General features: G+C 65.9%; 24 protein-coding genes. 14 read left to right on the forward strand and 10 right to left on the reverse strand.

What is annotated here, in order from left to right; translation table 11 throughout:
- The 3 genes from ACTHQX_RS04075 to ACTHQX_RS04085 all read left to right on the forward strand — a co-directional run.
- Positions 1–610 (forward strand): LPXTG cell wall anchor domain-containing protein (locus ACTHQX_RS04075; protein WP_440155786.1); only part of this gene is annotated, 610 nt, incomplete at its 5' end.
- A gap of 215 nt (positions 611–825) precedes the next feature.
- A complete protein-coding gene (locus ACTHQX_RS04080) occupies positions 826–2034 on the forward strand; it encodes a serine/threonine-protein kinase (RefSeq protein WP_440155787.1) in 1209 nt (402 codons plus the stop codon).
- Positions 2031–2573 carry a mucin-associated surface protein gene (locus ACTHQX_RS04085; RefSeq protein WP_440155789.1) on the forward strand — a complete coding sequence of 181 codons (543 nt, stop codon included), beginning with the start codon at positions 2031–2033 and terminating at the stop codon, positions 2571–2573. The genes ACTHQX_RS04080 and ACTHQX_RS04085 overlap by 4 nt, the downstream gene beginning before the upstream one ends.
- A gap of 75 nt (positions 2574–2648) precedes the next feature.
- Here the strand turns inward: ACTHQX_RS04085 and ACTHQX_RS04090 are convergent, their stop codons facing one another.
- Complete coding sequence (locus ACTHQX_RS04090) at positions 2649–4865, reverse strand: catalase (RefSeq protein ID WP_440155791.1); 2217 nt, start codon at positions 4863–4865, stop codon at positions 2649–2651.
- A 273-nt stretch (positions 4866–5138) separates the two neighbouring features.
- On the opposite strand from ACTHQX_RS04090, the gene ACTHQX_RS04095 reads away from it, so the two are divergent.
- On the forward strand, positions 5139–6023 hold the full coding sequence (locus ACTHQX_RS04095) for an SRPBCC family protein (protein WP_440155792.1): 885 nt from the start codon (positions 5139–5141) through the stop codon (positions 6021–6023).
- 118 nt (positions 6024–6141) lie between these two features.
- On the opposite strand, the gene ACTHQX_RS04100 is transcribed toward ACTHQX_RS04095, so the two are convergent.
- Positions 6142–8361: an NADP-dependent isocitrate dehydrogenase gene (locus ACTHQX_RS04100; RefSeq protein WP_440155793.1), complete on the reverse strand. Its 2220-nt coding sequence runs from the start codon at positions 8359–8361 to the stop codon at positions 6142–6144.
- Positions 8362–8733: 372 nt separating this feature from the next.
- On the opposite strand from ACTHQX_RS04100, the gene ACTHQX_RS04105 reads away from it, so the two are divergent.
- Both ACTHQX_RS04105 and ACTHQX_RS04110 read left to right on the forward strand, forming a co-directional pair.
- Positions 8734–9735 carry a trypsin-like serine peptidase gene (locus ACTHQX_RS04105; RefSeq protein ID WP_440155795.1) on the forward strand — a complete coding sequence of 334 codons (1002 nt, stop codon included), beginning with the start codon at positions 8734–8736 and terminating at the stop codon, positions 9733–9735.
- On the forward strand, positions 9719–9889 hold the full coding sequence (locus ACTHQX_RS04110) for a hypothetical protein (protein WP_236807604.1): 171 nt from the start codon (positions 9719–9721) through the stop codon (positions 9887–9889). Before ACTHQX_RS04105 ends, ACTHQX_RS04110 begins: the two co-directional genes overlap by 17 nt.
- Before the next feature lie 99 nt (positions 9890–9988).
- Here the strand turns inward: ACTHQX_RS04110 and purH are convergent, their stop codons facing one another.
- Positions 9989–11659, reverse strand: coding sequence for a bifunctional phosphoribosylaminoimidazolecarboxamide formyltransferase/IMP cyclohydrolase (purH, locus tag ACTHQX_RS04115; protein WP_440155796.1), 1671 nt, complete (start codon positions 11657–11659; stop codon positions 9989–9991).
- A gap of 204 nt (positions 11660–11863) precedes the next feature.
- Here purH and ACTHQX_RS04120 point away from each other — a divergent pair, with 204 nt between their 5' ends.
- Together ACTHQX_RS04120 and ACTHQX_RS04125 are read left to right on the forward strand one after the other, a co-directional pair.
- A complete protein-coding gene (locus ACTHQX_RS04120) occupies positions 11864–13216 on the forward strand; it encodes an MFS transporter (RefSeq protein ID WP_440155797.1) in 1353 nt (450 codons plus the stop codon).
- Positions 13217–14036: 820 nt separating this feature from the next.
- Positions 14037–14861, forward strand: coding sequence for an exodeoxyribonuclease VII large subunit (locus tag ACTHQX_RS04125; RefSeq protein ID WP_440155799.1), 825 nt, complete (start codon positions 14037–14039; stop codon positions 14859–14861).
- Positions 14862–14930: 69 nt separating this feature from the next.
- Here ACTHQX_RS04125 and ACTHQX_RS04130 read toward each other — a convergent pair whose 3' ends face one another.
- Together ACTHQX_RS04130 and purN are read right to left on the reverse strand one after the other, a co-directional pair.
- Positions 14931–15677, reverse strand: coding sequence for a hypothetical protein (locus tag ACTHQX_RS04130; RefSeq protein ID WP_440174538.1), 747 nt, complete (start codon positions 15675–15677; stop codon positions 14931–14933).
- Between the two features lie 333 nt (positions 15678–16010).
- Complete coding sequence (gene purN, locus ACTHQX_RS04135) at positions 16011–16589, reverse strand: phosphoribosylglycinamide formyltransferase (RefSeq protein WP_440155802.1); 579 nt, start codon at positions 16587–16589, stop codon at positions 16011–16013.
- A 39-nt stretch (positions 16590–16628) separates the two neighbouring features.
- Between purN and ACTHQX_RS04140 the strand changes: the two genes are divergently transcribed.
- Positions 16629–17072, forward strand: coding sequence for a hypothetical protein (locus ACTHQX_RS04140; RefSeq protein WP_440155803.1), 444 nt, complete (start codon positions 16629–16631; stop codon positions 17070–17072).
- Positions 17073–17103: 31 nt separating this feature from the next.
- On the opposite strand, the gene ACTHQX_RS04145 is transcribed toward ACTHQX_RS04140, so the two are convergent.
- On the reverse strand, positions 17104–18423 hold the full coding sequence (locus ACTHQX_RS04145; RefSeq protein ID WP_440155804.1) for a cell division protein PerM: 1320 nt from the start codon (positions 18421–18423) through the stop codon (positions 17104–17106).
- Between the two features lie 172 nt (positions 18424–18595).
- Here ACTHQX_RS04145 and ACTHQX_RS04150 point away from each other — a divergent pair, with 172 nt between their 5' ends.
- A complete protein-coding gene (locus ACTHQX_RS04150) occupies positions 18596–19057 on the forward strand; it encodes a DUF4383 domain-containing protein (protein WP_440155806.1) in 462 nt (153 codons plus the stop codon).
- Positions 19058–19242: 185 nt separating this feature from the next.
- On the opposite strand, the gene ACTHQX_RS04155 is transcribed toward ACTHQX_RS04150, so the two are convergent.
- Complete coding sequence (locus ACTHQX_RS04155) at positions 19243–20034, reverse strand: ZIP family metal transporter (protein WP_440155808.1); 792 nt, start codon at positions 20032–20034, stop codon at positions 19243–19245.
- A 52-nt stretch (positions 20035–20086) separates the two neighbouring features.
- The gene (locus ACTHQX_RS04160) at positions 20087–20269 is read right to left on the reverse strand and encodes a hypothetical protein (RefSeq protein ID WP_440155810.1); all 183 of its coding nucleotides are present in this window, start codon (positions 20267–20269) and stop codon (positions 20087–20089) included.
- A 130-nt stretch (positions 20270–20399) separates the two neighbouring features.
- On the opposite strand from ACTHQX_RS04160, the gene ACTHQX_RS04165 reads away from it, so the two are divergent.
- Together ACTHQX_RS04165 and ACTHQX_RS04170 are read left to right on the forward strand one after the other, a co-directional pair.
- Entirely contained in the window at positions 20400–21524 is a 1125-nt protein-coding gene (locus ACTHQX_RS04165) for a hypothetical protein (protein ID WP_440155811.1), read from the forward strand.
- An 88-nt stretch (positions 21525–21612) separates the two neighbouring features.
- Complete coding sequence (locus tag ACTHQX_RS04170) at positions 21613–21789, forward strand: hypothetical protein (RefSeq protein ID WP_440155812.1); 177 nt, start codon at positions 21613–21615, stop codon at positions 21787–21789.
- Positions 21790–21904: 115 nt separating this feature from the next.
- On the opposite strand, the gene ACTHQX_RS04175 is transcribed toward ACTHQX_RS04170, so the two are convergent.
- Both ACTHQX_RS04175 and ACTHQX_RS04180 read right to left on the reverse strand, forming a co-directional pair.
- Positions 21905–22684 (reverse strand): MarR family transcriptional regulator, encoded by a 780-nt coding sequence (locus ACTHQX_RS04175; protein WP_440155814.1) that lies wholly within the window; start codon positions 22682–22684, stop codon positions 21905–21907.
- Between the two features lie 103 nt (positions 22685–22787).
- Positions 22788–23660: a DUF2382 domain-containing protein gene (locus ACTHQX_RS04180; protein ID WP_440155816.1), complete on the reverse strand. Its 873-nt coding sequence runs from the start codon at positions 23658–23660 to the stop codon at positions 22788–22790.
- A gap of 412 nt (positions 23661–24072) precedes the next feature.
- Here ACTHQX_RS04180 and ACTHQX_RS04185 point away from each other — a divergent pair, with 412 nt between their 5' ends.
- Both ACTHQX_RS04185 and ACTHQX_RS04190 read left to right on the forward strand, forming a co-directional pair.
- Positions 24073–25056: a hypothetical protein gene (locus tag ACTHQX_RS04185; protein WP_440155818.1), complete on the forward strand. Its 984-nt coding sequence runs from the start codon at positions 24073–24075 to the stop codon at positions 25054–25056.
- Positions 25053–25273 (forward strand): phage holin family protein (locus tag ACTHQX_RS04190; RefSeq protein WP_440155819.1); only part of this gene is annotated, 221 nt, incomplete at its 3' end. The genes ACTHQX_RS04185 and ACTHQX_RS04190, both read left to right, overlap by 4 nt.

A 25273-nucleotide genomic window follows, 5' to 3' on the forward strand; every position in this document is an offset into this window, starting at 1 on the left:
CAACAGCGGCACCGGAACCACCCTCCCCGACCTGGCCGCCGTCGTCGACATCAACCTCGGCAACACGGATTCCTTGGGAACTGGTGCTGAGGGCGCCGTCGACCTCGGGCTGGGCTCGGGAAATGATGCATCCGTCGACCTGGGTGTCGATCTGGGCATCGGCCTTGGCGCAGGAACTGTGACCACGCCCCCTGCCACTGATCCGGATGCCGGAACCGGCAACGGAACCGATCCGGGCGATGGAACGGGAACCGATGGAACCGGAACTGGTACCGATGGAACGGGAACTGACGGAACCGCAACGGGAACCGATGGAGCCGGCACCGGCACTACCGGCACCGACGGAAACGGATCCGTAACCGACACAGCCGGTGGAGCCGCAACGGGCGCCGGCACAGTGTCCACCACGACGGGCGCCGCTATCCTGCCCGCCGGATCGGTGACCACAGGCGTCAACGCGTCGGAGGGCACGGCAATCATGGCCAACGGAAACATGGCCACCAAACAGCAGACGCTTGCCAACACCGGAGCCGACGCTGGGCTGCTGCCTCTCGCCCTGGTACTGCTCGCCATCGGTGCGCTGCTGGTGATCCGCAGGAAGAAGGCCTAACAGTCCGGAACCTGTCCGAACAGGGATAGCCGACCTTCGTCGGCGGTCCGCGTCACGGGAGTCCTCAAGACTTTCAGATGCCGGGCCGCCGGCGAAGCCGTGCCCCGCCCGAGCCTCTGGATGGGCCGCTCCCCCACCCTGACAGCCACGGGCCGCAAAATACTAAGTACACGTATTATCCTTAACACCGAGCCAGAGCTAATAAGGACGGCAACGTGTCAGAACAATCGCCCAGCGGGGTGGCAACGGATGTACTGGGCGGGCGCTACCTGCTGGGTGGGGTGATCGGACGCGGCGGCATGTCGTCGGTCTATGCGGCCAGGGACCAGAACCTGGGCCGGGACGTGGCCCTGAAGCTCTTCGCCCCCCAGGCCGCAGATGCCGATGAACTCAAGCGGCAGGAAGCCGAGATCAGGCTTCTGGCGACACTGAACCATCCCAGCCTTGTCACGCTCTTCGACGCCGGCGTGGATACCCGCGTCCCGGACCAGCCGAGGCCCTTTCTCACCATGGAACTCGTGGATGGGCAGGACCTGCGCAGCCGCATCCGGCACAGCCGCGTTCCGCTCGACGAACTGTCCGTGATTGGCGCCGGAGTCGCCGACGCCCTCGCCTATGTTCACGGGCTGGGCATCATCCACCGCGACATCAAACCCGCCAACATTCTCCTGGTCCAGGTTCGTCCCGGCGAGCCGGTGCGGCCCAAACTGACGGACTTTGGTATTGCCCGGATCGTAGACGGGACCCGTCTCACGGCCACCGGCACCATGGTGGGAACGGCAGCGTACCTGAGCCCTGAGCAGGCGACGGGCTCCCCGCTTTCGCCCGCGTCGGACATCTATTCGCTCGGCCTCGTGCTGCTTGAATGCATCAAGGGCACTGTTGAGTATCCGGGCAGCGCGGTGGAATCGGCAGTTGCCCGGCTGCATCGTGCCCCTGAAATCCCTGCCGAACTGCCCGCACAATGGCAGCACCTGCTGGCGGCCATGACCGCCCTCGAACCGCTGGAGCGGCCCTCCGCCGCGGACTTGGAAGTGGCTCTCCGGCACGCCCTCGTTTCACCGGAGTCCGCTCCCGGAGACCTGACCGAGGAGCACACCCGCGTTCTCCCCGAACTCCCGTCGCGACCGCCGTCGATTCTTCCGGTCGGGGCTGCTCAAACGGAACCCACTGCCAGAACGACAGCTAAGACACAGGCCAAGTCAGCTGCTCCCGGCCGCAACAGCCGCTCGGCCGGCACGAAACCCCGGAGCCGGCGCTTTCGGATTGGCTCGGCCCTTGCGGCGGCAGCCCTGCTGGGCGGCGCAGCTGCCGTGACCGTGGCCGCCAACTCAGCTGAGATGCCCGACGTCGTTCCCTACCCCAGCGTGAGCGGCACCTTGGGTGACCATCTCGTGGAGCTGCAACGGAGCGTTGAACCATGAGCCCGAGCCGGGTACCGGCCGTGTGGCGCCGGGCGATTAGCGTCCTCACCGGGTGCATGTTGGCAGCCGGGCTGGCCAGCTGCGCGGGCGCCGCCCCGGAGCTCGAGACAAACGCGGCCGCAAAGTTGCAGCAGCAGGTCCTGGAGGTCACCAAGTCCGCGGCAGGTAGCAACCCCGCCGCCGCACTGAAGTCCCTGGACCGACTGACCTCTGAGCTGGATGCTGCGGCGGCTGCCGGGCAGGTCTCCTTCAAACGCCACCGGAGCATAACGGCCGCGATCAACTCCGTCCGGGCCGACCTCATCACGGCAGTGCAGGCAGCCAAGAAGGGCGCTACGGATGCTGCTGCGAAGGCGGCTGCGGCCGCGAAGCCCACCGCAGCCCCGAAACCCTCGCTGACGACCGCACCGGCGGTCGTGCTCCCGGCTCCCGCCCCCGCCCCCGTACCGGCTCCTGCGAACAGCGGACGGCAGGACAACTCCGGCAAGGGCAGCTCGGAGGGGAACAAGGACAAGGGGCGGGGCAAGAACAAGGACTAGTCCCCGCCGGGGACCAGCCCTTGTTCTTACTCGATCAGGAAGCTTCTCCGCCGATCAGGAAGCTTCTTACCCCAGTCAGGAAGCAGCTGCCGGGAAACGCTCCCACGCCCTGTGGGCAGCCAGCAGCTCCTGGATCTGCGGAACCACCTGCCCGGCATCATCGCCGAGCACCACGCCGGCTGCGTCATCCGGGATGCTGGCCGCATCCACCCCTGCGGAGCCGGATCCCCAGGCCCCGATGGCCTTGGCGTGGCGGAACGCCTCTGACAGCAGCAGCACGACGCGGGGATCAAGCGAGGCGCCGGGCTCGCCGGCCTTCGCGTCCAGCCCCTGTTCGGCGTCCTCCGCCGGTGCCGCCGATCCTGCCACGATGACCGCGTCGAACTCGGTGGAGCGGGCGGTGAGGTAGGTACGCTGAACCGGGATCCCGCCGTCGGCCTCTCCCCCGAGCGTCCCGCCGGACGGTGCGATCACCAGCGGCACGATCCCGGCGGCGTCGAGCGCCTTGCGGGCGTCCCGGACAGCCTCCAGATCACTGGACTCGTCCGCCACGATTCCCACCACGCGGCCGGCCACTGGCCAGGTCTTTCCCAGCTGGGACACGGCAGGGCTGGGCTGGGCGTCAGGCACGTCCTCGGTGGCGTCAGGGGCGGGCATGCCCAGCCCGCGGGCCACGGCGGCGCACAGTGAGGCGTCGATGTTTGCCAGTGCGAGCAGCTGGCGCTCACGGACCGGCTTCTCGTAGCACTTGCCGAGCTCGAACGTGTAGGCCTGGATCACGTGGTCCTGCTCCACCGGCGTGAGGCTCCGGAAGAACAGCCGCGGCTGGCTGTAGTGGTCGTCGAAGGATGCCGGATTCTTCCGCTGCTTGATGGCCTCGGCCACCGCTTCCGGGACATCGACGAACGCCCCGAGGTCAGCCCCGGCCTTGAACGGGCAGCCGCCGTCGAGGGAATTGGGCCGGTAGGGCGCCACTCCGGCGTGGACGGCGGTCTGGTGCATGCCGTCGCGCAGCATGTCGTTCACCGGAGCCTGCGGCCGGTTGATGGGGATCTGCGCGAAGTTCGGCCCGCCCAGCCGCGAAATCTGGGTGTCGAGGTAGGAGAACAGCCTGACCTGCAGCAGCGGGTCGTTGGTGACGTCGATGCCCGGCACGAGGTGCCCCGGGTGGAAGGCCACCTGCTCCGTTTCCGCGAAGTAGTTGACCGGGTTGGCGTTGAGCGTCATCAGCCCGATCGGCTGGACGGGAGCCAGCTCCTCGGGCACAAACTTTGTTGGATCCAGCAGGTCGATCCCCTCGAACATCTGGTCCTCGGTATCGGGGAAGGTCTGGATGCCCAGCTCCCACTCTGGGTAGGCGCCGGCCTCGATCGCATCGGCCAGGTCCCGCCGGTGGAAGTCCGGATCCATGCCGTTGATGATCTGGGCCTCCTCCCAGACCAGGGAGTGCACGCCCTGCTTGGGTTTCCAGTGGAACTTGACGAGCGTCGTGGCGCCCGCGGCGTCAACGAGGCGGAAGGTGTGGACGCCGAAGCCCTCCATGGTCCGGTAGGAACGGGGAATCCCGCGGTCGGACATGTTCCACATGGTGTGCGCCTGCGCCTCGGTGTGCAGGGACACGAAGTCCCAGAAGGTGTCATGGGCGCTCTGGGCCTGCGGGATCTCGCGGTCCGGATGCGGCTTTGCGGCGTGCACGATGTCCGGGAACTTGATTCCGTCCTGAATGAAGAACACGGGAATGTTGTTGCCCACGAGGTCGTAGGTTCCCTCGTCGGTGTAGAACTTGGTGGAGAAACCCCGAGTGTCGCGCACGGTGTCGGCGGACCCGCGCGAGCCCAGGACCGTGGAGAACCTGACGAACACCGGCGTTTCCACATCCTTGGCAAGGAAGCCTGCGCGGGTGATGTTGGCGGCGGTGCCGTACGAACGGAAGACGCCGTGAGCACCGGCGCCCCGGGCGTGCACCACGCGCTCGGGAATCCTCTCGTGGTCGAAGTGGGTGATCTTCTCCCTCAGGTGGTGGTCCTGGAGCAGGATCGGTCCCCGGGGCCCCGCTTTCAGCGAGTGGTCCGTGTCCGTAAGCCGGAGCCCCTGTGCGGTGGTCAGGTACTGGCCGGACTGCGCACGGGAGTGTTCCGGCGCACCCGTGGGGCTGCCGGTCGGAGACACCGCTTCCGGTCCCTGCTGGTCCGGTTTGGGCGGCAGCGGTTCCCGCGGGGTGGTGGGTTCGACGACGGCGGGTTGCTCGCCTGCCGGAGCTCCCGGGATGTTGATAACTGGTTCTTCAGGCACAGAGACGATCCTTTCCGAAGCGGTGGCCTAGCGGGGCTCGGCCTGGGCGCTGGGCACCCGACCGAAAGATAAGCCTACTTAGCACCCTATGAAAACGAGTAGCCTCCCACAACCGCGGGCCGTCATTTGGGCCTGCCTGAGCTTCATAGTCAGCAGCCTTACTTTCGCTCTTCAAATGCCGACTGCTTCCCGCTACGTTGGAGGTGTTCCATCCGAACAAGGGCAATCAGAACCACGGGCCAGCCGCCCGTACGCCGAAGGAGTGAACCACGCATGGCAACTGTCCAGGAATCGATCACCGTCGATGTCCCCGTACGCCAGGCCTATAACCAATGGACCCAGTTTGAGGATTTCCCCAACTTCATGAGCGGCGTCGACGCCGTCCGCCAGCTCGACGACACCACCGTTCATTTCGAAACCAGCATCGCGGGTGTGAAGCGTGAGTACGACGCCCAAATCACCGTCCAGGAGCCAGACCAGCGCGTCACGTGGGAGAGCCTCAACGAGCCCCGCAATGCGGGCACCGTATGGTTCGAGTCCCTGGGCGCCAACGAAACCAAGGTGAACGTCGAGCTGACGTGGGAGCCCGAATCGGCCATGGAGAAGCTTGGTGCAGCCACCGGACTCGATTCCCGGCAGGTCGCCTCGGACCTGAGGAAGTTCAAGAAATTCATCGAGGAACGCGACACGGAAACCGGCGCCTGGCGTGAAAGCGTCAGCGGTGGCGAGGTAGAAGGTGATGCGGATTCGACGGCGGCCGGCGCCGGAACCGGAACCGGCGGCGTCGGAACAGGAGCGCCGGGCACGACGGTGGCGGGAGCCGGTGTAGGAGCCGGAGCAGCGGGAGCGACGGGAGCCGGCGTCGGAGCGGGAGCCGTCGGAGCAGACAGGGAGACAGGAACGTGGGGTGCCACAGCGGCAGGCGGCAACGGCGACCCGGGTGCCAGCACCGGCTACTCCGAGGGTGCCGGCATGGACGCGGTCCCGGGCCGCAGCTACGAATCAGGCGACGCCTACGACGCCTCGGCAACCGAGCGGCCCGTTAGCACCGACCCTGACATGGCGGTCGACGCACCGTACGGTGACGAGGAAACCGGCGAGCCGCGGAATGAAACCCGGCACACGGACACGCGCCGCGACGACATTCCCGACCGGTAGGTCACACTCCCCCGCCGGCAGCCCCGGCAACCCCGGCAACAAAGAAGCGCCCCGCCACCCAAATGAGTGGCGGGGCGCTTCCACTGTTCAGCTTGGAGACTCAGCCAAGGCCACAGACTCAGCTCAGGCTTGCAACGATCTTGTTGAGCGTCGCGGACGGCCGCATGACGGCCGCGGCCTTCTCGGCGTCCGGGCGGTAGTAACCGCCGATGTCCACCGGCTGGCCCTGTGCGCCCAGGAGTTCGGAAACGATGGCCTCCTCGTTGGAGGTCAGCGCGTCGGCAACCGATGCGAAGGAGGCTGCCAGCTCGGCGTCCTCGGTCTGCTTGGCGAGCTCCTGTGCCCAGTACTGCGCCAGGTAGTAGTGGCTGCCCCGGTTGTCGATCTCGCCGGCCTTGCGGCTCGGGGACTTGTTCTCGAGCAGGAACGTGCCGGTGGCACGGTCCAGGGTGTCGGCCAGGACCTGCGCGCGGGCGTTGTCCGTGGTGTTGGCCAGGTGCTCGAAGCTGACGGCCAGGGCCAGGAATTCACCCAGGCTGTCCCAGCGCAGGTGGTTCTCCTTCAGCAGCTGCTGGACGTGCTTCGGAGCGGAGCCGCCGGCACCGGTCTCGAAGAGCCCGCCGCCGTTGATCAGCGGAACGATGGACAGCATCTTGGCGCTGGTGCCCAACTCCAGGATCGGGAAGAGGTCCGTGAGGTAGTCGCGGAGCACGTTGCCGGTGACGGAGATGGTGTCCTCGCCCTTGCGGATGCGCTCGAGGGTGAAAGCGGTGGCCTTCACCGGGGACAGGATCTCGATCTGCAGGCCCTCGGTGTCGTGCTCCTGCAGGTATTCGCGGACCTTCTCGATGAGCTTGGCGTCGTGCGCACGGGTCTCGTCGAGCCAGAAGACAGCCGGGGTCTGGGACGCGCGGGCGCGGTTTACGGCCAGCTTAACCCAGTCGCGGATGGGCAGGTCCTTGGTCTGGCAGGCACGCCAGATGTCGCCCGGGGCAACTTCGTGTTCGATCAGGACAGTGCCGGAGCCGTCGACCACCTGGATCTTGCCGGGGACCTGGACCTCGAAGGTCTTGTCGTGGCTGCCATACTCTTCTGCTGCCTGGGCCATGAGGCCGACGTTCGGGACAGTGCCCATGGTGGTGGGGTCGAAGGCGCCGTTGGCACGGCAGTCGTCGAGGACAACCTGGTAGATGCCGGCGTAGGAGCTGTCCGGGAGGACAGCCAGGGTGTCGGCTTCCTGGCCGTCCGGGCCCCACATGTGGCCGGAGCTGCGGATCATGGCGGGCATGGAGGCGTCCACGATAACGTCGCTGGGGACGTGCAGGTTGGTGATGCCCTTGTCAGAGTCGACCATGGCGATCGCGGGGCCTTCTTCGAGGCCCTTCTTGATGGCGGCCTGGACACCTTCACGGACGTCCTCGGGCAGCTCGTCCAGTCCGTTGAGGATGGAAGCAAGGCCGTTGTTGGGGCTGAGCCCGGCCGCGGCGAGCTGCTTGCCGTAGGTGTCGAACAGCTCGGAGAAGTAAGCCTTGACCACGTGGCCGAAGATGATCGGGTCGGAGACCTTCATCATGGTGGCCTTCAGGTGTGCGGAGAAGAGCACGCCCTCTTCCTTGGCGCGGGCTACCTGTGCTGCCAGGAATTCGTCCAGGGCGGCGGCGCGCATCACGGTGCCGTCGATGACCTCGCCGGCAAGGACCGGGAAGGCCTTCTTCAGGACCTTGACCGTGCCGTCCTCGCGGACCAGCTGGATTTCGATGGTGCCGTCGGCGGGGACCACCACGGACTTCTCGTTGGCGCGGAAGTCGTTGGCGTCCATGTGCGCCACGTTGGTCTTGGACTCTGGGGTCCAGGCACCCATGGAGTGCGGGTTCTGGCGGGCGTAGTTCTTGACCGACAGCGGTGCGCGGCGGTCCGAGTTGCCTTCACGCAGGACCGGGTTCACGGCGGAGCCCTTGATTTTGTCGTAGCGGGACCGGATGGCGGTCTCTTCGTCGGACGTCGGGTTGTCCGGGTAATCCGGCAGCTTGTAGCCCTGGGACTGAAGCTCGGCAATGGCGGCCTTCAGCTGCGGCACGGATGCGCTGATGTTGGGCAGCTTGATGATGTTGGCTTCCGGCTTCTTCGCCAGTTCACCAAGTTCAGCCAGGGCGTCCCCGATCTGCTGCTCTGCAGTGAGGTAATCGCCGAAGACGGCGATGATGCGGCCGGCCAGCGAAATGTCGCGGGTCTCCACCTGCACACCTGCCGTGGACGCGAACGCCTCAATGATCGGCAGGAACGAATATGTTGCCAGCATCGGCGCTTCGTCGGTGTGGGTATAGATAATTTTGGCCATGCTCGGGCGTCTCCCTGAAGGTCGGCTTGTATCTGGTATTCCGGTCTATTTCACCAACCTTTAACTTACCCGAGGTGAACCGGTTGAACCTCAACCGGAGGGCCGGATGCCCTTGAATTACCCCGTTCCTGTGTCTTTCGCCACACTATCCATTGTCCCCGGCGCGGTGGGGCTCTAATCTTTCTCTCATAAAGGAATACCGCTTCGGCGGCTGAACTGAGTTGGAACCCCTTGCGGCAGGGGCAGATCAGTACCACCCCTACCTGGCAAGAAAACTTGAATCGTACTAACCGAGCTTGTCATACCCGGGTAGGTCAATCAGTCACCCGGCGTGCCTCCCGGGCCCGCCCCACCTGATAGGTAGGACCGCAAATGACGAGCAAAAAGACTCTGGCTGGCAGCCTCGTGAGCCTCTCCACGGGCTTGCTGCTGGTAGTGAGCGCCATCGGCGGCGCTACAGCCTCTTCTGCAACGTCGCAGGATGCAACCCAGCTGCAGGTTGCCAGCACCCCCGTGTCCAGCCCGCAGGGCTACTGGACGCCCGAGCGCATGCGCGCCGCCCTTCCCGGCGATGTGCTGGCCGTCAAGGCCGTGGCAAGGCACGAAAATAAAGGCTCCTCGCCTTCGGCTGCCGTTGCAACGGGAGCGCCCAGGAGAATCGCCGGTACGGCCGCCCAGACCACGGTAACCACAGCCCTGCACGAAGACGAAGAACCGGTGCCCCACATCGGCAAGGTCTTCTTCACCCTCGCCGGCATCAACTACGTCTGCTCCGGCAACTCAGTCGCCGCCCAGAACAAGAGCCTCGTGGCCACCGCCGGCCACTGCGTTAATGAGGGACCGGGCGCCTTCGCCACTAATTGGGTGTTTGTTCCCGGCTACGACAATGGCTTGGCCCCGTATGGTCAATGGCCGGCCCGGTCGCTGCACGCGCCTCGGAACTGGACCTCCGGCGGCGATATCCGGTACGACACCGGCTTCGCCGTGGTGGCCCGGGTGTCGGGCGAGAGCCTGGCCGACAGCGTGGGTGCCTCCGGTGTGGAGTTCAACCAGCCCCGGGGGCTGACATACAAGTCCTACGGCTACCCGGCCGCGGCCCCGTTCACCGGCAAGACCCTGATCAGCTGCACAGGCACGGCCAAGGATGACACGATCAACCCCCAGTTCAACTCCCAGGGCATTCCCTGCGACATGACGGGCGGCTCCTCGGGCGGCCCCTGGTTTGCCCAGGGCAACGAAGACGCTGAAAGTGGGGCCGACGGCTTCCAGAACTCGATCAACAGCTACGGGTATGGAACGCGTTCCACCACGATGTTCGGGCCGTTCTGGGGCTCGACCATCATGAAGGTCTATGACAATGCACAGAGCAAATGAGGACGACGCGGGCAGCACTGACGACGCTGAGGTAAGCCACAGCATCAGCCAGGCGCCCGAGGAGATCCTGGCCTACTGGACACCGGAACGCATGGCCGAAGCCGTCCCCAGGGACATCCGGCTGCCGGCTCAGGAGGAAACGGAAGAAAGCTAAAGCAAGTCAATGCCCGACGGCGGCCGTCCCCTTAAGGGGGCAGCCGCCGTCGGGCTTTAAGCGCACTCCGCCCGGGTTCCCTGGCCGAGCGCAGCGAGGTTAGTGGAAGAAGTGGCGGGCGCCGGTGAAGTACATGGTGATGCCCGCAGCGTTGGCCGCGGCGATGACTTCCTCGTCACGGACCGAGCCGCCGGGCTGCACCACAGCCCGCACGCCGGCGTCGATCAGGATCTGCAGGCCGTCGGCGAACGGGAAGAACGCGTCGGAGGCGGCCACTGCGCCGCGGGCACGCGCGGGAGCCCCGCTCGCGTCGGCGTTGGAAGCCCCGCCGGCACCGTCGACGTCGGACTCGACGTTAACGCCCAAGGTGTTGGCCCGCTCGACGGCGAGCTTGCAGGAGTCCAGGCGGTTGACCTGGCCCATGCCGATGCCCACTGCGGCGCCGTTGGAGGCGAGCAGGATCGCATTGGACTTGGCTGCGCGGCAGGCGGTCCAGGCGAAGGCGAGGTCGGCCAGCGTGGCATCGTCGGCTACTTCGCCTGCGGCAAGCGTCCAGTTGGCGGGGGTATCGCCGTCGGCATCCACCTTGTCGGTGATCTGCACCAGGACGCCACCGGAAACCTGGCGGATTTCCGCCGGGTAGCGCCCGTAGCCCTCCGGGAGGGACAGCAGGCGGATGTTCTTCTTCTTGGAGAGGATCTCCACGGCCTCTGGCTCGAAGCCGGGGGCGATGACCACCTCGGTGAAGATCCCGGCCACGGTCTGGGCCATGCCGGCAGTGACCGTGCGGTTGGCCGCGATGACGCCGCCGAACGCGGAGACGGGGTCGCAGGCGTGGGCCTTGGCGTGGGCGTCGGCGATGGGGTCGGCGGCGTCGGCAGAGGCCACGGCCACACCGCAGGGGTTGGCGTGCTTGATGATGGCCACGGCGGGCTCGGCGAAGTCATAGGCGGCGCGCAATGCTGCGTCGGCGTCCACGAAGTTGTTGTAGCTCATGGCCTTGCCGTGGATCTGGTCGGCCTGCGCGATGCCTGCAGGGGCTGCCTTGTCCACGTAGAGCGCGGCCTGCTGGTGCGGGTTCTCGCCGTAGCGCAGCACCTCGGAGCGTTCCAGGGCGAGGCCGGCGTAGGCGGGCCAGTCGATGACGCCGTCGCCGTCCTCGTCGAGGAACTGGCTGGCGGTCCAGGTGGCCACCGCGGTGTCGTACGTGGCGGTGTGCGCGAACGCCTTCGCGGCAAGCCGGCGGCGGGTCTTGAGATCGAAGCCGCCCTCGGCGGCGGCACGGACCACGTCGCCGTAGAACGTCGGGTCCACCACAATGGCGACGGCGGCGTGGTTCTTCGCGGCGGAGCGCACCATGGCAGGGCCTCCGATGTCGATCTGCTCAACGACGTCGTCCTGCGCGGCGCCGGACCTGACCGTCTCCACGAACGGGTAGAGGTTCACCACGACGAGGTCGAAGGCCTCGATCTCCATCTTGGCGAGGGTCTCCATGTGGGCGGGGACGCGGCGGTCGGCGAGGATGCCGCCGTGGACGCGCGGGTGCAGGGTCTTGACCCTGCCGTCGAGCATCTCGGGGGAACCGGTGACTTCCTCGACTTCCTGGACCGGGATGCCGGCCGCGGCAATCTTCTTGGCGGTCGAGCCGGTGGAAACAATTTTGACGCCTGCTGCGTGCAGGCCCTTGGCGAGCTCCTCCAGACCGGTCTTGTCGTATACCGAGATCAGGGCCCGGCGGATGGGAACACGGTCAAGCTGCGTCAAGCTCACAAAAGTCTCCGTCTTTATCTCGCGGTGGATGTGCCGCGGTTGGTGGGGATACGGCCCAGTTTATCGTGTCGGCGGACCCCCTCCTGCTGGCGGCCGCACTGTGAAGGCCGGGCCGCTCCCTGCGTGGATTTCCGGCCCCTCCGGGCGACCCCGGTCCGCCGCGTCGGGGCGTTCTGCAACGTAAGGTTTAAGCAGGAGGCCGAGATGAATATTTACACCACTGTGCCCAGTGGCGAGCAGGTAGTCCAGGAACTGCCGTGGCGCTGGAAAGTGCAGGGCCGGATCTTCGTGATCGGCGGCCTGGGGTTCATGTTCGATGCCTGGGACGTCACACTCAACGGCATTCTCATTCCGCTGCTGTCCACCCACTGGAGCCTCACCCCGGGCGAGGCCGGCTGGATCGGCACGGCCAACCTGATCGGGATGGCCCTGGGGGCCTTCATCTGGGGCACCATCGCCGACACCATCGGGCGCAGGAAGGCCTTCACGGCCACGCTGCTGATCTTCTCGCTCTTCACGGTCCTCGGCGCCTTCTCCCCCGACTTCCTCTGGTTCTGCGTGTTCCGCTTCATGGCGGGGTTCGGCCTGGGCGGCTGCATTCCCGTGGACTACGCGCTGGTGGGCGAGTTCACGCCCCGCAGGCAGCGCGGCCGGGTGCTCACCGCGATGGACGGCTGGTGGCCCGTGGGTGCCGCGCTCTGCGGCTTCGTGTCCGCCTGGCTCGTCGCCGCTTTTGCCGACTGGCGCCTGACCATGCTCGTCATGGTGTTGCCTGCCCTGCTGGTGTTCTGGGTGCGGCGCAGCGTTCCCGAGTCGCCGCTGTTCCTGATCCGCAAGGGACGCCGCGAGGAAGCCGCCCGGGTGATAGACGGCCTGGTCGAGGCCACCGGCGCCGAGGCCCGGGCGTACAGCCTGCCCGAGCCGCAGGCCGTCCCGCGGTTTTCCGCCGGCAGCGCGTGGCAGCAGCTGCGCGGGGTCTGGCAGTTCAACTGGAAGATCACCACCGCCGCCTGGGCGCTGTTCATGAGCATCCTGCTGGTTTACTACCTGTCCCTGACCTGGATGCCGCGGATCCTGATCGGCGCCGGGTTCGCCGAGTACAAGGCGTTCCTGACGACGGCGGGGATGGCCGCCGTCGGGCTCCTGGGCGTGATTGCGGCAGCGCTGCTCGTGGAACGGGTGGGCCGCAAGTGGCTGCTGGCTGTTACCGGACCGCTGTCCGCGCTGGTCCTGATGGTGGTGGCGTTCGTGGTGGATGTGCCCACGGCGGCCGTGTTCTGGCTGCTGGTGTTCGGGTTCGTGGTGCAGGTGGCCATCCCGGTGCTTTACGCCTACGTTTCCGAGCTGTACCCCACGGAGCTGCGGGGCAGCGGCTTCGGCTGGGCGTCCACATTCTCGCGGCTGGGCGCAGGCTTCGGCCCGCTCATTTTTGCGAACTACTTCTGGCCGCAGCTGGGTCTGGCCACGTCGTTTGCCCTCGCCGGCGGCCTGGTGGTCCTGTCGGTGCTGTGGATGGCGTTCTTTTCCCCCGAAACCAGGCAGCGCCGCCTCGAGTAGGTGCCTCCGTCTCCCAACTAACTCGCAGTTGTTGTCGTTTTGACGCCTCAAAACGGCAACAACTGCGAGTTACTTGGATGCCTGGTCCTGCCGTTTGACTCCCCAATGTCCGACGGCGGCGCTAGTCTCTGGCGGGACGCTGGGGACCGTCTCCAGCCATCGATTGGGAGGCCGAATGACTCTGTGTAAGACACCAGAGACTTTGAGGCCTGGCCACAGCACGGTCAGCCAAATTCGGGACCGGCTCAGCGATAATGTCCGCTGGGTGGAGACGGCCATCAGTGGGGAGTGTGTAGCGCCCCAATGGACGGGTGCCCGATGGAACTTTGACCTCGTCTCCGTGTCTTCCAAGGGCGTTGACTTCCTGCCATGCACGATCTGGGAGGACCAGGCTCCCAGAATTGAGGCAAAGCTGCGAACAGCCGGTTTTCCTTGGAAGAAGCCATGACGGCAGGAATGACCCTTAAGGTGACCGGCACGACGTGGCTGGGCAGAGACGGAAAGGTGTACGTCAGGGTTACGGCGATTGAGCCAGGGTTCGTCCGTCGCGGACGTCTCCATCTTGAGGACAAGGAGGCCATGGCTACAGTAGGAGCAGCGGGCATAGCCAGCGATCGCTTGTGCCCAGGCTTCACTCACGACAATCCGTCGTCCGCATTCCAAGCCATCGATCGCCTGCCAAGGCGGATCATGCTACTCGGGCCGTCAGGAGCACAGGGCATAGGCGATTTTAGGCGCCGTCTCCGCCACAACAGGACTTCATCCCCGGAGGTCGTGTTACCGGGCTTTATCGTGGACCCCTGCCGGGAATATCCGCACCGTGCAAGCGCACTTTGACGAGGCGTATCGCCAAGATATGGATTTGGTCCTTCTCGTTCAAGGCGGCGGCCATTGGAGCATGCTTCGTGGATGCGAACGGGCAGACCTAGCCCTCGCAATTCACAAATCTCGCGTCCCGGTGGCAACGGCTGTCGGACATGATGCGAACGTTTCCTTGGCGGACCGGGCAGCCAAGCTGTCTTTCATGACGCCGACGGCAGCAGCGGAAGCGATGGGGAACGCGTTGAATCACCAGCAGTTTCGCGGGAAGAAGGATGCCCGAGAAGCAGCGGCGCAAAGGAGACGGAAGGCAGACCACGCCACCAGAAAAGCCGAACGGGAAGCAGTCACGAGCGAGATACAAAACCTAAAGAAGGTGATAAAGAACCTAGAGGATGAGCTCGCGCAAGCCCGGGAGGCTGCCATGAAGAGAGCCTTCGAGCTGGAAGCCAGGGCCCACCGGGCAGTCGCCGTGCACACCCTGGACCTTCTGGAATCGGCAGAACAACGCGTTCGGTTCACTTCTCGGCTCGCCACGGCGACTACCGCCATCACGGTCGCCGCTCTGATCCGGTTCGGCCACGAGATTCTGTCGCTGGTCCCCGGTGACCGAGGACCAGCCGATTACTGGCTGTACGTGGCGACTGTCGCTTTTGCGGGGGCAGCTCTCGTTGTGCGGCAACGACTGGCCAGACGAAAAATCACCTTTTCATCGACCAGACCGATGAGTTACCCGCACCCCGACGCAGACTCATGGCGACAGGCCACCAAGACGGTCCGAACCATCAGAGGCCTTCGCAAGCTCCGCCACCACGCACCGTTGTAACCCCTTTACCCCCCCAACTGACTCGCAGTTGTTGTCGTTTTGACGCCCCAAAACGACGAGAACTGCGAGCTACTTGGGTGACCAGCCTCTGCTGAGTAGCGCGTCCCGGACTTTCCGGACCGCTGATCCGGCTCCGTTCTGCATGTGCCGTTTGGAGATCCTCACCAGCAGCCACCCTCCACGGCCGTAGTCCTCCTCGCGGGCGATATCCCGGACAATCTGCTCAGCTTCCGAGTGGCCGTCACCCTCGTACTCCACTGCGACCCGGTGTTCGGGATAGCCCATATCGGGTTGGCGTACGACGCCGGAACAGAGTTCGGTGCGCACGTTCAGTTGCGGTTCCGGCAGCCCCGCAAACTCAAGTGCCAGTCGCAGCCGCGTCTCCGGCGCAGAATCCGACCCTACCCGCGTCAACTCGAGGGCTAGCCGCGCCTTCCGGATGCCCGGCGTGCCTTTGTGTCTGTCCAGCATGTCGGCCAACCGCTCGGGGGTGGAGTGCGGTTCATCCCTGGCTTCAAACTCGGGCCTGGGAAGGCGCAGGAGATGGTCTGCCACCACGGTCAACTCCTCGACACTCATCTTCCGTGCGACGTCCAGCCATGTTCGGAGTCTGCTCGTCACCATCAGTCCGTCTACGCACACGATTTCGTCGTCGAAAAACTGTCCCACGCGGCCCACGACGCCCGTGCGGCGGGGAATGGCCATCGTGTCCGGGCGGGAGATGTGGACACGCGGATCCTGTTGACCGGGCAGGAACCCGGGGAACTGCCAGAAGGTGAAGGCAGTGGCGTGAGAGGCCGCCGAAAACTCTGTCACGCGGGTGAACGGCCGGATTGTCTCCGACGTGCACAGCTCCGCAGGTCCAAGGATTGGTCTGTCATTGGGCACCCGGATGCCGCGGCTGGGTGAGTACAGCGCTTTGTGCCGCAGCCTCCTCAGGCTGACACCGGCGTCGGCGGCTTCCTGGCAAGTGAACGGCGCCAGGGCAAGCGGTTGAGGAAGCGGTCGAGGAGTCTTCACCGGACCATGGTCGCAAAAGAAAGCTCGGCCACAGGGGTTATCCACAGGCCCACGCCTCGCCAACCCAACTGACTGGCAGTTGTTGTCGTTTTGGGGGCTCAAAACGACATTAAATGCGAGCGAGTTGGGTCAGCGCGCGGGGGCGTGCTTTGCCGCAAGGGACGCGAGGGTAGAGACCAAGAGCCGGCGCTCCACCACCTTGATCCGCTCGTGCAGGGTGTCCTCGGTGTCGTCGTCCTCGATGGCCACCGCCTCCTGCGCGATGATGGGCCCGGTGTCCACGCCGGCGTCGGCCCAGTGCACGGTACAGCCGGTGACCTTCACGCCGTAGGCCATGGCGTCGCGGACGCCGTGGGCGCCGGGGAAGGACGGCAGCAGGGCGGGGTGCGTGTTGAGGTATTTTCCGTCGAAGGCGTCGATGAACTCGGGGCTCACGATCCGCATGAAGCCTGACGACACCACCACGTCCGGCTGGTACGCGGCCACGGCTTCCGTCAGTGCAGCATTCCACTCCGAGCGGTCCGTGTAGGCCTTGAAATCCACCACGAACGTTTTGATCCCGGCAGCAGCAGAGCGCTCCACGCCGTAGGTTCCCGCGCGGTCCGCGCCCACCGCGGCGATCTCGATATCCAGGTCTCCGGCCTGAACGGCGTCGATGACGGCCTGGAGGTTGGAACCGGTTCCGGAGACGAGGACTACTATGCGCATTGCTCAAGCTTAGGCGGCTGCTCGCGTAGTCTGGAAAACATGAACCCCACTCCGGGCCCCCAGGGGCCGCAGCGGACCGCGCGTCCGCTCAGCGAGGACGCCAAGGCCTCGCTCCAGAAGACGCACACGCTGTTCCGCATGTTCATTGTGGCCGTGCTGGGCGCCTTCTTCGTGTTTCAGTTGGACATCGCCTACCTCTGGCTCACGGCCCTTCTGACGGCGGCGGGCATCGCGCTGGGGATCATCGTGCTCATCCGGGCCATCCGCTTCAAGGAATCCAAACTGGTGCTGTTCGGCACGATCTCCGGCCTGGTGGTTTCGGCTGTGCTGGTGCTCCTGGTCCTGACCTCGGCACTGTTCTTCAACCAGGTCCGCGACTTCCAGCAGTGCTCCCGCCAGGCGCTGACCAGCAAGGCAAGCACCGAGTGCCGGGTCCAGCTGGAGAACTCACTGCCCGGACCGCTTCAACAGCCCGTCCGCTAACGCGAGCCACCGGCCCGGTCCGCCCGGCGGGCTATTTGCTGTTGGGTGCAGTCCCCAGCTCGGCGTCCCGCAATTGCCGGCGTTCCAGCCACGGTCCCGCCGCGTACCCAATTACGACGCCGATGCCGACTTCCGCCGCCAGCCAGACTGCCGTCCGCAGTGGGTCCGGACCGACGTCCGTGAGGCGGCCAATGCCGGCCGAGCCGCGCGCAAGCGAGGCAAGGGCCGCTGCCAGAACGCCGGCAGCAGCCCCGACGATGAGGGCCAGGGACAGCGTGGACGCCGCGGCGGTCAGCCAGCGGACGTGCAGCTTGATGGACAGCCACTCGTCGAAGTGATTTTCCCCTTCGCGAAGGAACCACCAGCCGGCCAGGACCCCGGCGAGCACCGGAACCACCAGCGCCACCGGTCCGAAGTCGAGTGGGCCCGAAGGGATGGCAGCAAAAACGGGGATGGTGGGCAGCGGTCCGACGGCGGTCCCCAGCGGACCCACCTGCGAGCCGGCTCCCAGCGCGAACCCAGAGCCGCTCAGCCACGCGAGTGCGAACACTGCCAGGTTCGGCAGGAAACCGAGCTGCGCAATCGTGAGGGCCGCGCCTCCGACGGGCCCGGCGTCGAGCCCTTCATAAACCGCCACCACAAGGTTCCAGTGGATGAAAAGATCCACGGCCAGCAGCGACGAGGAAATGGCGAGCGCCGCGATAACAGCCACGAAGCCGGCCTTGGCGGCCGAAGCCAGATACGAACCCGCCCACCGCGAATGCTGGCTGGTGCGGGCGATCCAGTCCACGGCGTCGACACCGATCAGGCGGCTCCACGAACCGGCCTCCCGCCGGGCGCCGATCACCATGCCGAGGCCGAACGGAACCAGCGGCAGCAGCCCGGCCCACCACAGGAAGACCTCAACGTCCTCGGTCCGGCAGATGAACCCGGTGGCGATGCCAAAACCCGCATAGACCAGCCACGAGCCAAGCAGCGCCTGCCACAACTGGTCTGTGTACGACGCCCGGGCAAGGCGCCTGCCTGCCCGCCAGGCCAGCAGGAACGGGATGAGGGTCAGGCCCAGCGGAAGCAGCGACAGTGTGCCGGTCTCGGCCCTGGCGGCAGCGCCCTCGCCCACCGCGGTGAGGTAGAGGGGCACCCCGTGGATGACCAGCCAAGCCTGGCCGGCGAGCCGCGCCAACGCATCGAGGCCGCTGCTTCCGAAACCCGAGGTGGCCCACACCGCAACGATGGGTGCGATGACCAGCAGTGCGGAAATCATCGCCGCCTGCGCGGACTCGAGCCCGCCCTGCAGCCACAGGGGCATGGGAAGGCCACGGTCTCCGGTCTGGTCAGCACGCAGTTTCATCGCCTCCATCGTGCCATGCGTGGCCCGGCCCGCCGGTTTTCGACAGGCGGGGCAGCGCGAGAAGTCGGACGGGGCTACGCTGGCGCCAGTACGGGCAAGCTCAACTGTGAGCGCTTTTTCAGAAGGCCGGACGTAAAATTAGCTTGTCCGCATTCAGTGGTTGGAGGCAGAAATGACTACCGCATCCCCACATGCACACGGCGTTCACTTTGGCAGAACTGACGTCCAGAACGCTGGCATGGGTGTAGGTATTGTCTTGATGGTGGTCGGTGTGCTGGGGTTCATCCCGGGCATCACCGCACGTTATGGCGAACTGATGTTCCTTGGGCCTGATTCGCACGCCATGTTCCTCGGCTTGTTCCAGGTATCCATGCTGCTCAACATCGTGCAGCTGGTTATCGGCGCAACCGGCTGGGCCATGTCCCGGAGCGAAATGGGCGCGCGCAGGTTCCTCATGGGCGCCGGTGCGCTGTACATCGTCCTCAGCATTTACGGGCTCAGTGTCGGAGTAGACTCGGCGGCCAACTTCCTGTCGCTGAATACGCCGGACAACTGGACGCACATGGTGCTTGGCGTGCTGATGATTGCCTGCGGCTGGATGTTTTCACGGCATTCGGTCGAGGACAGGAGATAGCCCGGACCGCGAACGCCGGGAACTAGGAGCCGCGAATGAGTAGATATCTAATCTGAGTATTCGTACTACCGGTCGGTGCAGGCGGCCACGCATAGTCGTGGGCGGCTGCACCAACTTTGTGTCCGGCAGGGCGCATGCTTCACAACCGCGGGTCATGCCGGTTTGGGTCGTCAGGCATCCTGGAGTCAAGCAAGGGACAGCACGAAGGAGAGCACAAACCCGGCCGCTGTGCTGAGTGCCACCGCTGGGCCGCCGTGTTCGAAGGCTTCCGGCATCAGGGTGTCCGCGAGGGAAGCAATGACGGCGCCGGCTGCAAAGGCCAGGGGCAGCGAGATGGTTTCCGGGTCCGCCCCGGACAGCGGGCCTGCACCAAGGACTACGGCTGCCACGAGCAGCACGGCGCAGATGGTCCACAGTGCCATGATCGCCCCACCGGTACGGCCTTGGCTGCGCATGGACGCGGCGCCCACTAGTGCCTCCGGCAAATTGGACACGAAGATCGCGGCCAGAAGCGCCAACCCCCCTGTCCCCTCCCCCAGCGAGACGCCCAGGGCGATATTCTCCGGCACACCATCCAAGGTCACGGCCGCCAGCAGGGCCATGCCCGCTGCACCTCGGGTGGAGGTGGAGGCGGGGGCCTTCTCTTCGGCGGCCGCATCGGTGTCCAGCTTCGCGCTGCCGCGGAATTCATCCGCAGGCACTGATTTGGACCCCGGTTGCGCCCACCGGTCAAGCAGTGCACTCAGGGCGGTGAAAACCACTGCGCCAACCAGCAGGCCGAGCGCTGCCCGCACAATGCCGCCTCGCTGGTAAGCGTCCTCAAACAGCTCGAAGGTCAGGGCGGTGATGAGTGCGCCCGCGGCGAACGAGAGCAAAATCGCCAGCAGCCGTTTCGGCAGCTCAAAGCGGACACCAATAAGGGCACCCAGAACAAGGGCACTTGAAGCCACCACGCCGAACAGCAGGGAGGTTCCCACACCGTCAGTATAGGATCGGGGTCATTTGCCGGGAACGACACAGCGGTGGCGGCTATTTAAAGCGAATTTCGGCGTAGGGCTCGCTGGGCAGGTATCCGGCAGTCCACGGCTCCTCAGCCGGTTCGCTTCGCACTTCGCCGCGCCCGTCGCGCAGCACGGCCAGCACTGTTGCCGCAATGGCCACTGCGGCAATTGCAGCCAGCAGCACAAGGACGACGACGATGGATCCAGACATCCCGCATGCACCTTCCGCTTCAATTTTATTGCGGTTCAGCACTCCCGCTCGTGCAAAAGATATCTTTCCTCTGGACGGAACCGGCCGGCGGGCATATTCTGGTCTCCCATTGCGCTGGGGGGTGATTCGAATGGGCAACAGCTTGCGCCTTCACAAGGCTGCGGTCGCGCGTGCCCTCCTGCTGCCCGTTCTCCTCGCCTTGGCCTGGATCATCTGGGGCGCGGCATCCGCCGGCGCGGCCTCCGGGGACAGCGACTCGTTGGGACCCGCTTCCCTCGCCACAGCTCCCGTCGCTTCCATTGCGCAGTCGGCAGCGTCTGCTCCGCTGGCTTCCCCCGTCTCCCAGATTGCCCCGGCCCGCAAGCTAGTGCCGGTGGTTCCTTCTCTGCCGGCGGCACTCCGCCTCCCGGCTGCAGTCACCAAGCCCGTATCGAGTGTCGTCGGCACCGTAGCGGACACTGCGGGCGCCGCGGTCAACGGGGCATCGACGACGGTCACCTCAGTAACCAGCGCGACGGCCCCCGTGCTCGACAAGGCTGACAGCCTGATAAAGGCCGCTGAAGACATCATTTCGTCCGTGCCACGGCTGCCTGCAACGCCTGCCTTGCCCGGCATTCCTTCGCTGCCGCTCCCTCCGGTGCCAGTCCCGTCAGTGCCGGTCCCTTCGCTGCCCGTTCCCCCAGTGCCAGTCCCGTCAGTGCCGGTCCCTTCAGTGCCGGCGCCGCAGCTACCCGTGGCCCCAGTACCGGGAGTCACGCCGACCACGCCGGTTCCCCATGCCGGGGGGAACGCGCCAGGTCTTGCTGCGCCGCCACAGGCAGGTTCGCCCTCGGCAGTCGGGCCGAAGACCACCGCTCTGAGGGCAGGAGACAATGCAGGGCCGGCAACATCGGTGGAAACAGCAGTCCAGGACGTGCCCGCTACCGTCGCCGGACTGCCGCTCGCCGGCACGGGCCTCTCGCTGGCCGAGCTTCAGATGACTACGCCCCAGGTACGCGAACTGGCGGGCGCCAGCCCCGCTGCCCACAGACAGCACCTCGGCGCACGGCCCGGCCACGGCTATCTTCAATCGTTTGCCGTAAGCGAGGGAACGCCGGGGAACTCCTCCACTGGCTCCGAAGGCTCTGGTGCCCAGGCCGCCGAAGTGGCGGGAGATTGGGACTGGACGCCCCTGTTTGCCGGCGTCCGCGCGTTTGATGCTGCCCAGCACTTTCCCTCAAGTCCAGCCGTCGATCCGGGGTCTTCCCCCGACTGAACAGGTCAGCTCTGCCCGCATCCAGGGCAGAAAAGACCACCTGCGCAACCCTGCGCAAAGACCATCTGTTCAGTCAGGAGAACATGTCATGTCTACGCACGCCCCGCTGTCTGCTGCCCCCCGCCCGTCCCGTTCGCAGTCCGGACCCGCTAGCGGCCGGATCGGCAACTGGCCCGACCCCATGCGCGGCCGGATCGGCAACTGGCCCGACCCAATGTCCAGCATCATCGGGAACTGGCCGGACCCGATGCAACAGGGACGCTAACGCCGTCCCAACGAAGCTGGAGAACGGTCCGGCGCTGAACCCGGACCGGCGTGTGCCAGCCAGGGAAGTGTTCGCCGCGCGCGGCGACACTTCCCTTCCTTGATGATTAGTCCGCCTATTCAGGGGCGGAGTGGCCCTCGCTGTCTGGCTTCTGCCTTGTTCCGGCGTGGTCGTGCGGGGCCGATGCCGCTTCCTCCGCGGCAACCTCATCTCCGGAAGCGGGCCTCTGTAAGGCAGGTTCTGCAGCAGTATCCGCGCTCGAAGCATGCTGCCCGGCTGCGGCCACACCTTCTGTCACCGCACTGGTTGCGGGCATCACGCCTTCTACCTCCGGGCCTGCTGCGGGTGCACTGGCGACGGGAGAGCCAGTTTCCGCAGTCTCGTCGTCCGCAGTCTCGTCTTCCGCAGTACTGTCCGCGGCTGGATCGCTGACGGCAGCGGCCGGATTCTGGTTCTTGGCCGAGCCGGGCTTGGCGCGGCCGGGAAAGTAGCTGATGACCCGCGCCAGCTCCCGGCCCAGGACGGTACCCTCGACGACGTCGGGGGGCAGCGCATCCTGCTCAGCCTTCCTGGCCGCTTCCAGCGCCTGGCGGCCTGCTTCCGTTATGGAAACCTCGTTGTGGCGCCTGTCCAGGGAACTGGATGCGCGAGCCACCAGGCCTGCCTCCTCGAGCCGCGACAGGACCCTGCCAACAGACTGGCTGCGGACCTTGATCTCAGAGGCCAGCTGTTCCTGGTTCAGCGGCCCGGCAAGGAGGCCCTGCAGCGCGATGACAGCGGCGTGGGTGAGACCGAGTTCAGCCAGCGCCTGATCCTGCCTGCGCTGGACGAGCCTGGCAGCCATGGACAGCAGCTGGTGAGGCGCCCACTGCTCCGCGTCAGGATTCGGGACCATCGGTTTTTAACCTTCTTTCCCCTTTGAGCCCGTGCTGGCGACGTGGCCAGCCCACAATGCCTGCAATGCCGGGGCCCGTAAGCCGGCCGCGGCGTGGGGCAAGTTAGCGGCGGGTGTCCTCTACGCCGTCGGCCTCAATGCGCTCCTTGCGGACCTGTTCATCCACGGTCACCTCGTCCGTGACGGTTTCGGTGTCCAGCCTGACCCGCTCAACGGGCACGGTTTCCTTGTCCACCACCGGACGTTCCTCGTGCAGCACCACTTCGTGTTCTGCCTCGCTGATGGCCGGACCGCCCAGCGCCTCGCCCCTGTTTCCTTCGGTGATCGGTTCGCGCTCCAGCCGCACTTCCTCGCGCTGCACGGGAACGGTCTGGGTAACGTTTTCGGTCACCACGTACTTGCGCAGGCGCGCCCGGCCGCCAGCCTGCCTTTCCGTGCCGACATTCACGCGTTCCTCCGAGCGGGTCATGGCGTCACCGTCGTCCACTCCGGATGTGTCACGACCAGCCCTCTCATCCGCCGCGCTGTACGTTCCGCCACCACCTCCGGCAGCGAATCCTGCATCCCGCTCAGTGGCGGTAAGGCCGGCCGCCGACCGGTCGGCCGCCCGGCCTGAGTCGGCGGTGTGCCCGTTCGCAGCCTCGCTGTAAGTTACCGTTCCGTTCAGCTGGTAGTGCTCGTAGAGCCGGTCCTCTTCGGCCGGGTCAAGGTGTCCTTCCGCTTCCACGCGCGGGGCATCCTTCACCTGGTCCTTGGTGTACGGGACGACGATGTCGGCTCCATCAACCCGGGCGCCTTCGAGGGGGATGAAGGATTCGGAGGTACCGAAGAGGCCTGTCCGTGCGGTTACCCAGGTAGGTTGCCCGTTCTCATCGTCCGCATACACCTGTCCCACGGAACCGATCTTGCCTCCGTCCGTCGAGAGGACGTTTCCGTTCTGGTTCAGCAGGCCGTCGATGTGTTCCTTGGCGAGCATTCTGTCTCCTTGAATGTTGACTTCTTGTCCACTTTTGGCTGTTCACGTTGAACCGGCGACGGCGGTGCGACGCCACACGGCGTGCTATCCGCCAAAGAGCGGCAACTGCCGTGCGGGGCGGGCATCCGCCGTCGGGCCGAGGCGATTACTCCGGCCTCGCACCTACACCCTAAGCATGCTTACTATCCGATTGGCAAGCCTACTTAGCTTTTTTCTTGCCGCTGCGATTCGCTACGCGCACCAATTCCGCGCCGCTACACGAAACTTGCCCGCCTCATTCCAGGACAGCCGAAGTAAAGGTGGGAAAAATGCCAAGGGTGCTTACTATTTCTTAGTAAACATGCTTACCATTGCATGCCAGCAACGCTGGTTCCTGTACAGCAACTGACCCTTTCGGAAAGAGAGAGCGAAGATGACTGAGAACCAATGGCCGCAGGATGAAGACCTCAGCACTCCCCCGGCCACACAGAATTCGGGTTACGGCGCCGGCACCACCGGATACGGCGCAACTGGCGCGGGCACCACTGGCTACACCGGCAGCCCGGGCTACCAGGATGATGCGTCCTCGAAGAAGGACGTGGCGAAGGAAGAGGCCGCGAACGTCGCCGGCGAGACTAAAGTTGCCGCCCAGAACGTTGCCGAGACGGCCAAGGCCGAGGCGAAGAACGTCGCGTACGAGGCGAAGAACAGCGCCAAGGATCTTCTGCACCAGGCGAAGTCGGACCTGACCAGCCAGGCCGGCACCCAGCAGACCAAGGCCGCCGAAGGCATCCGCACCATCTCCTCACAGCTGCGCACCATGGCCGACGCACCTGACCAGCAGGGCGTAGCCTCGGACCTGATCCGGCAAGCCGCGGACCGCTCCGAGTCGGTCGCGTCCTGGCTCGACAACCGGGATCCGGGCTCACTGCTGGACGAGGTCAAGTCCTTTGCCCGCCAGCGCCCCGGCACCTTCCTGCTCGTCGCGGCTGGCGCGGGCCTGCTTGCCGGCCGCCTGGGCCGCAGCCTGCAGGCCGGCGCCCCCGAGACGGCAACCGGCGCGGGCTACGCGAGCACAGTTCCGCCCTACCCCGTCCAGCCGCCGGTCACCGATAGCAGCCTTGACACCGGGATCGGCACACCGCTCTACGACCAGGCCGGACTGGGAGAGCCCGTTTACACCCAGCCGGCGTACGGCGAGCAGACTTACGGGGAACAGACCACCGGTCAGCCCGCGTACGGTGAGCCAGCCTACGGGGAACCCGCCACTGGCCAGCCCGCCTTCGGCGAACCTGCCTACGGCGAACCGGGCGTCGGAGAGCCGGCCATCGGTGAGCCGGGTTATGGCGAACCGGGCTACGGGGAGCCGAGGCGCCGGGATACTGATGATACCGAGGGTGGGGGTCGTCCCCTGTGAGCAGCCAGATACCTGATCTCCCTCCCACCGAGGCGCACGCAAAGGCCGACACCACCTCCCTCGGCGACCTCCTGGGCGATGTCACCCGTGACCTGTCCACCCTGATGCGGCAGGAAATCGAACTCGCCAAAGCCGAACTCAAACAGTCCGGCACCCGCGCCGGCAAGGGCGGCGGCATGCTCGCCGGCGCCGGCGTCGCCGGGCACTTCGTGCTCCT

The organism is Arthrobacter sp. SAFR-023, from assembly GCF_051965295.1.
GTDB lineage: Bacteria > Actinomycetota > Actinomycetes > Actinomycetales > Micrococcaceae > Arthrobacter.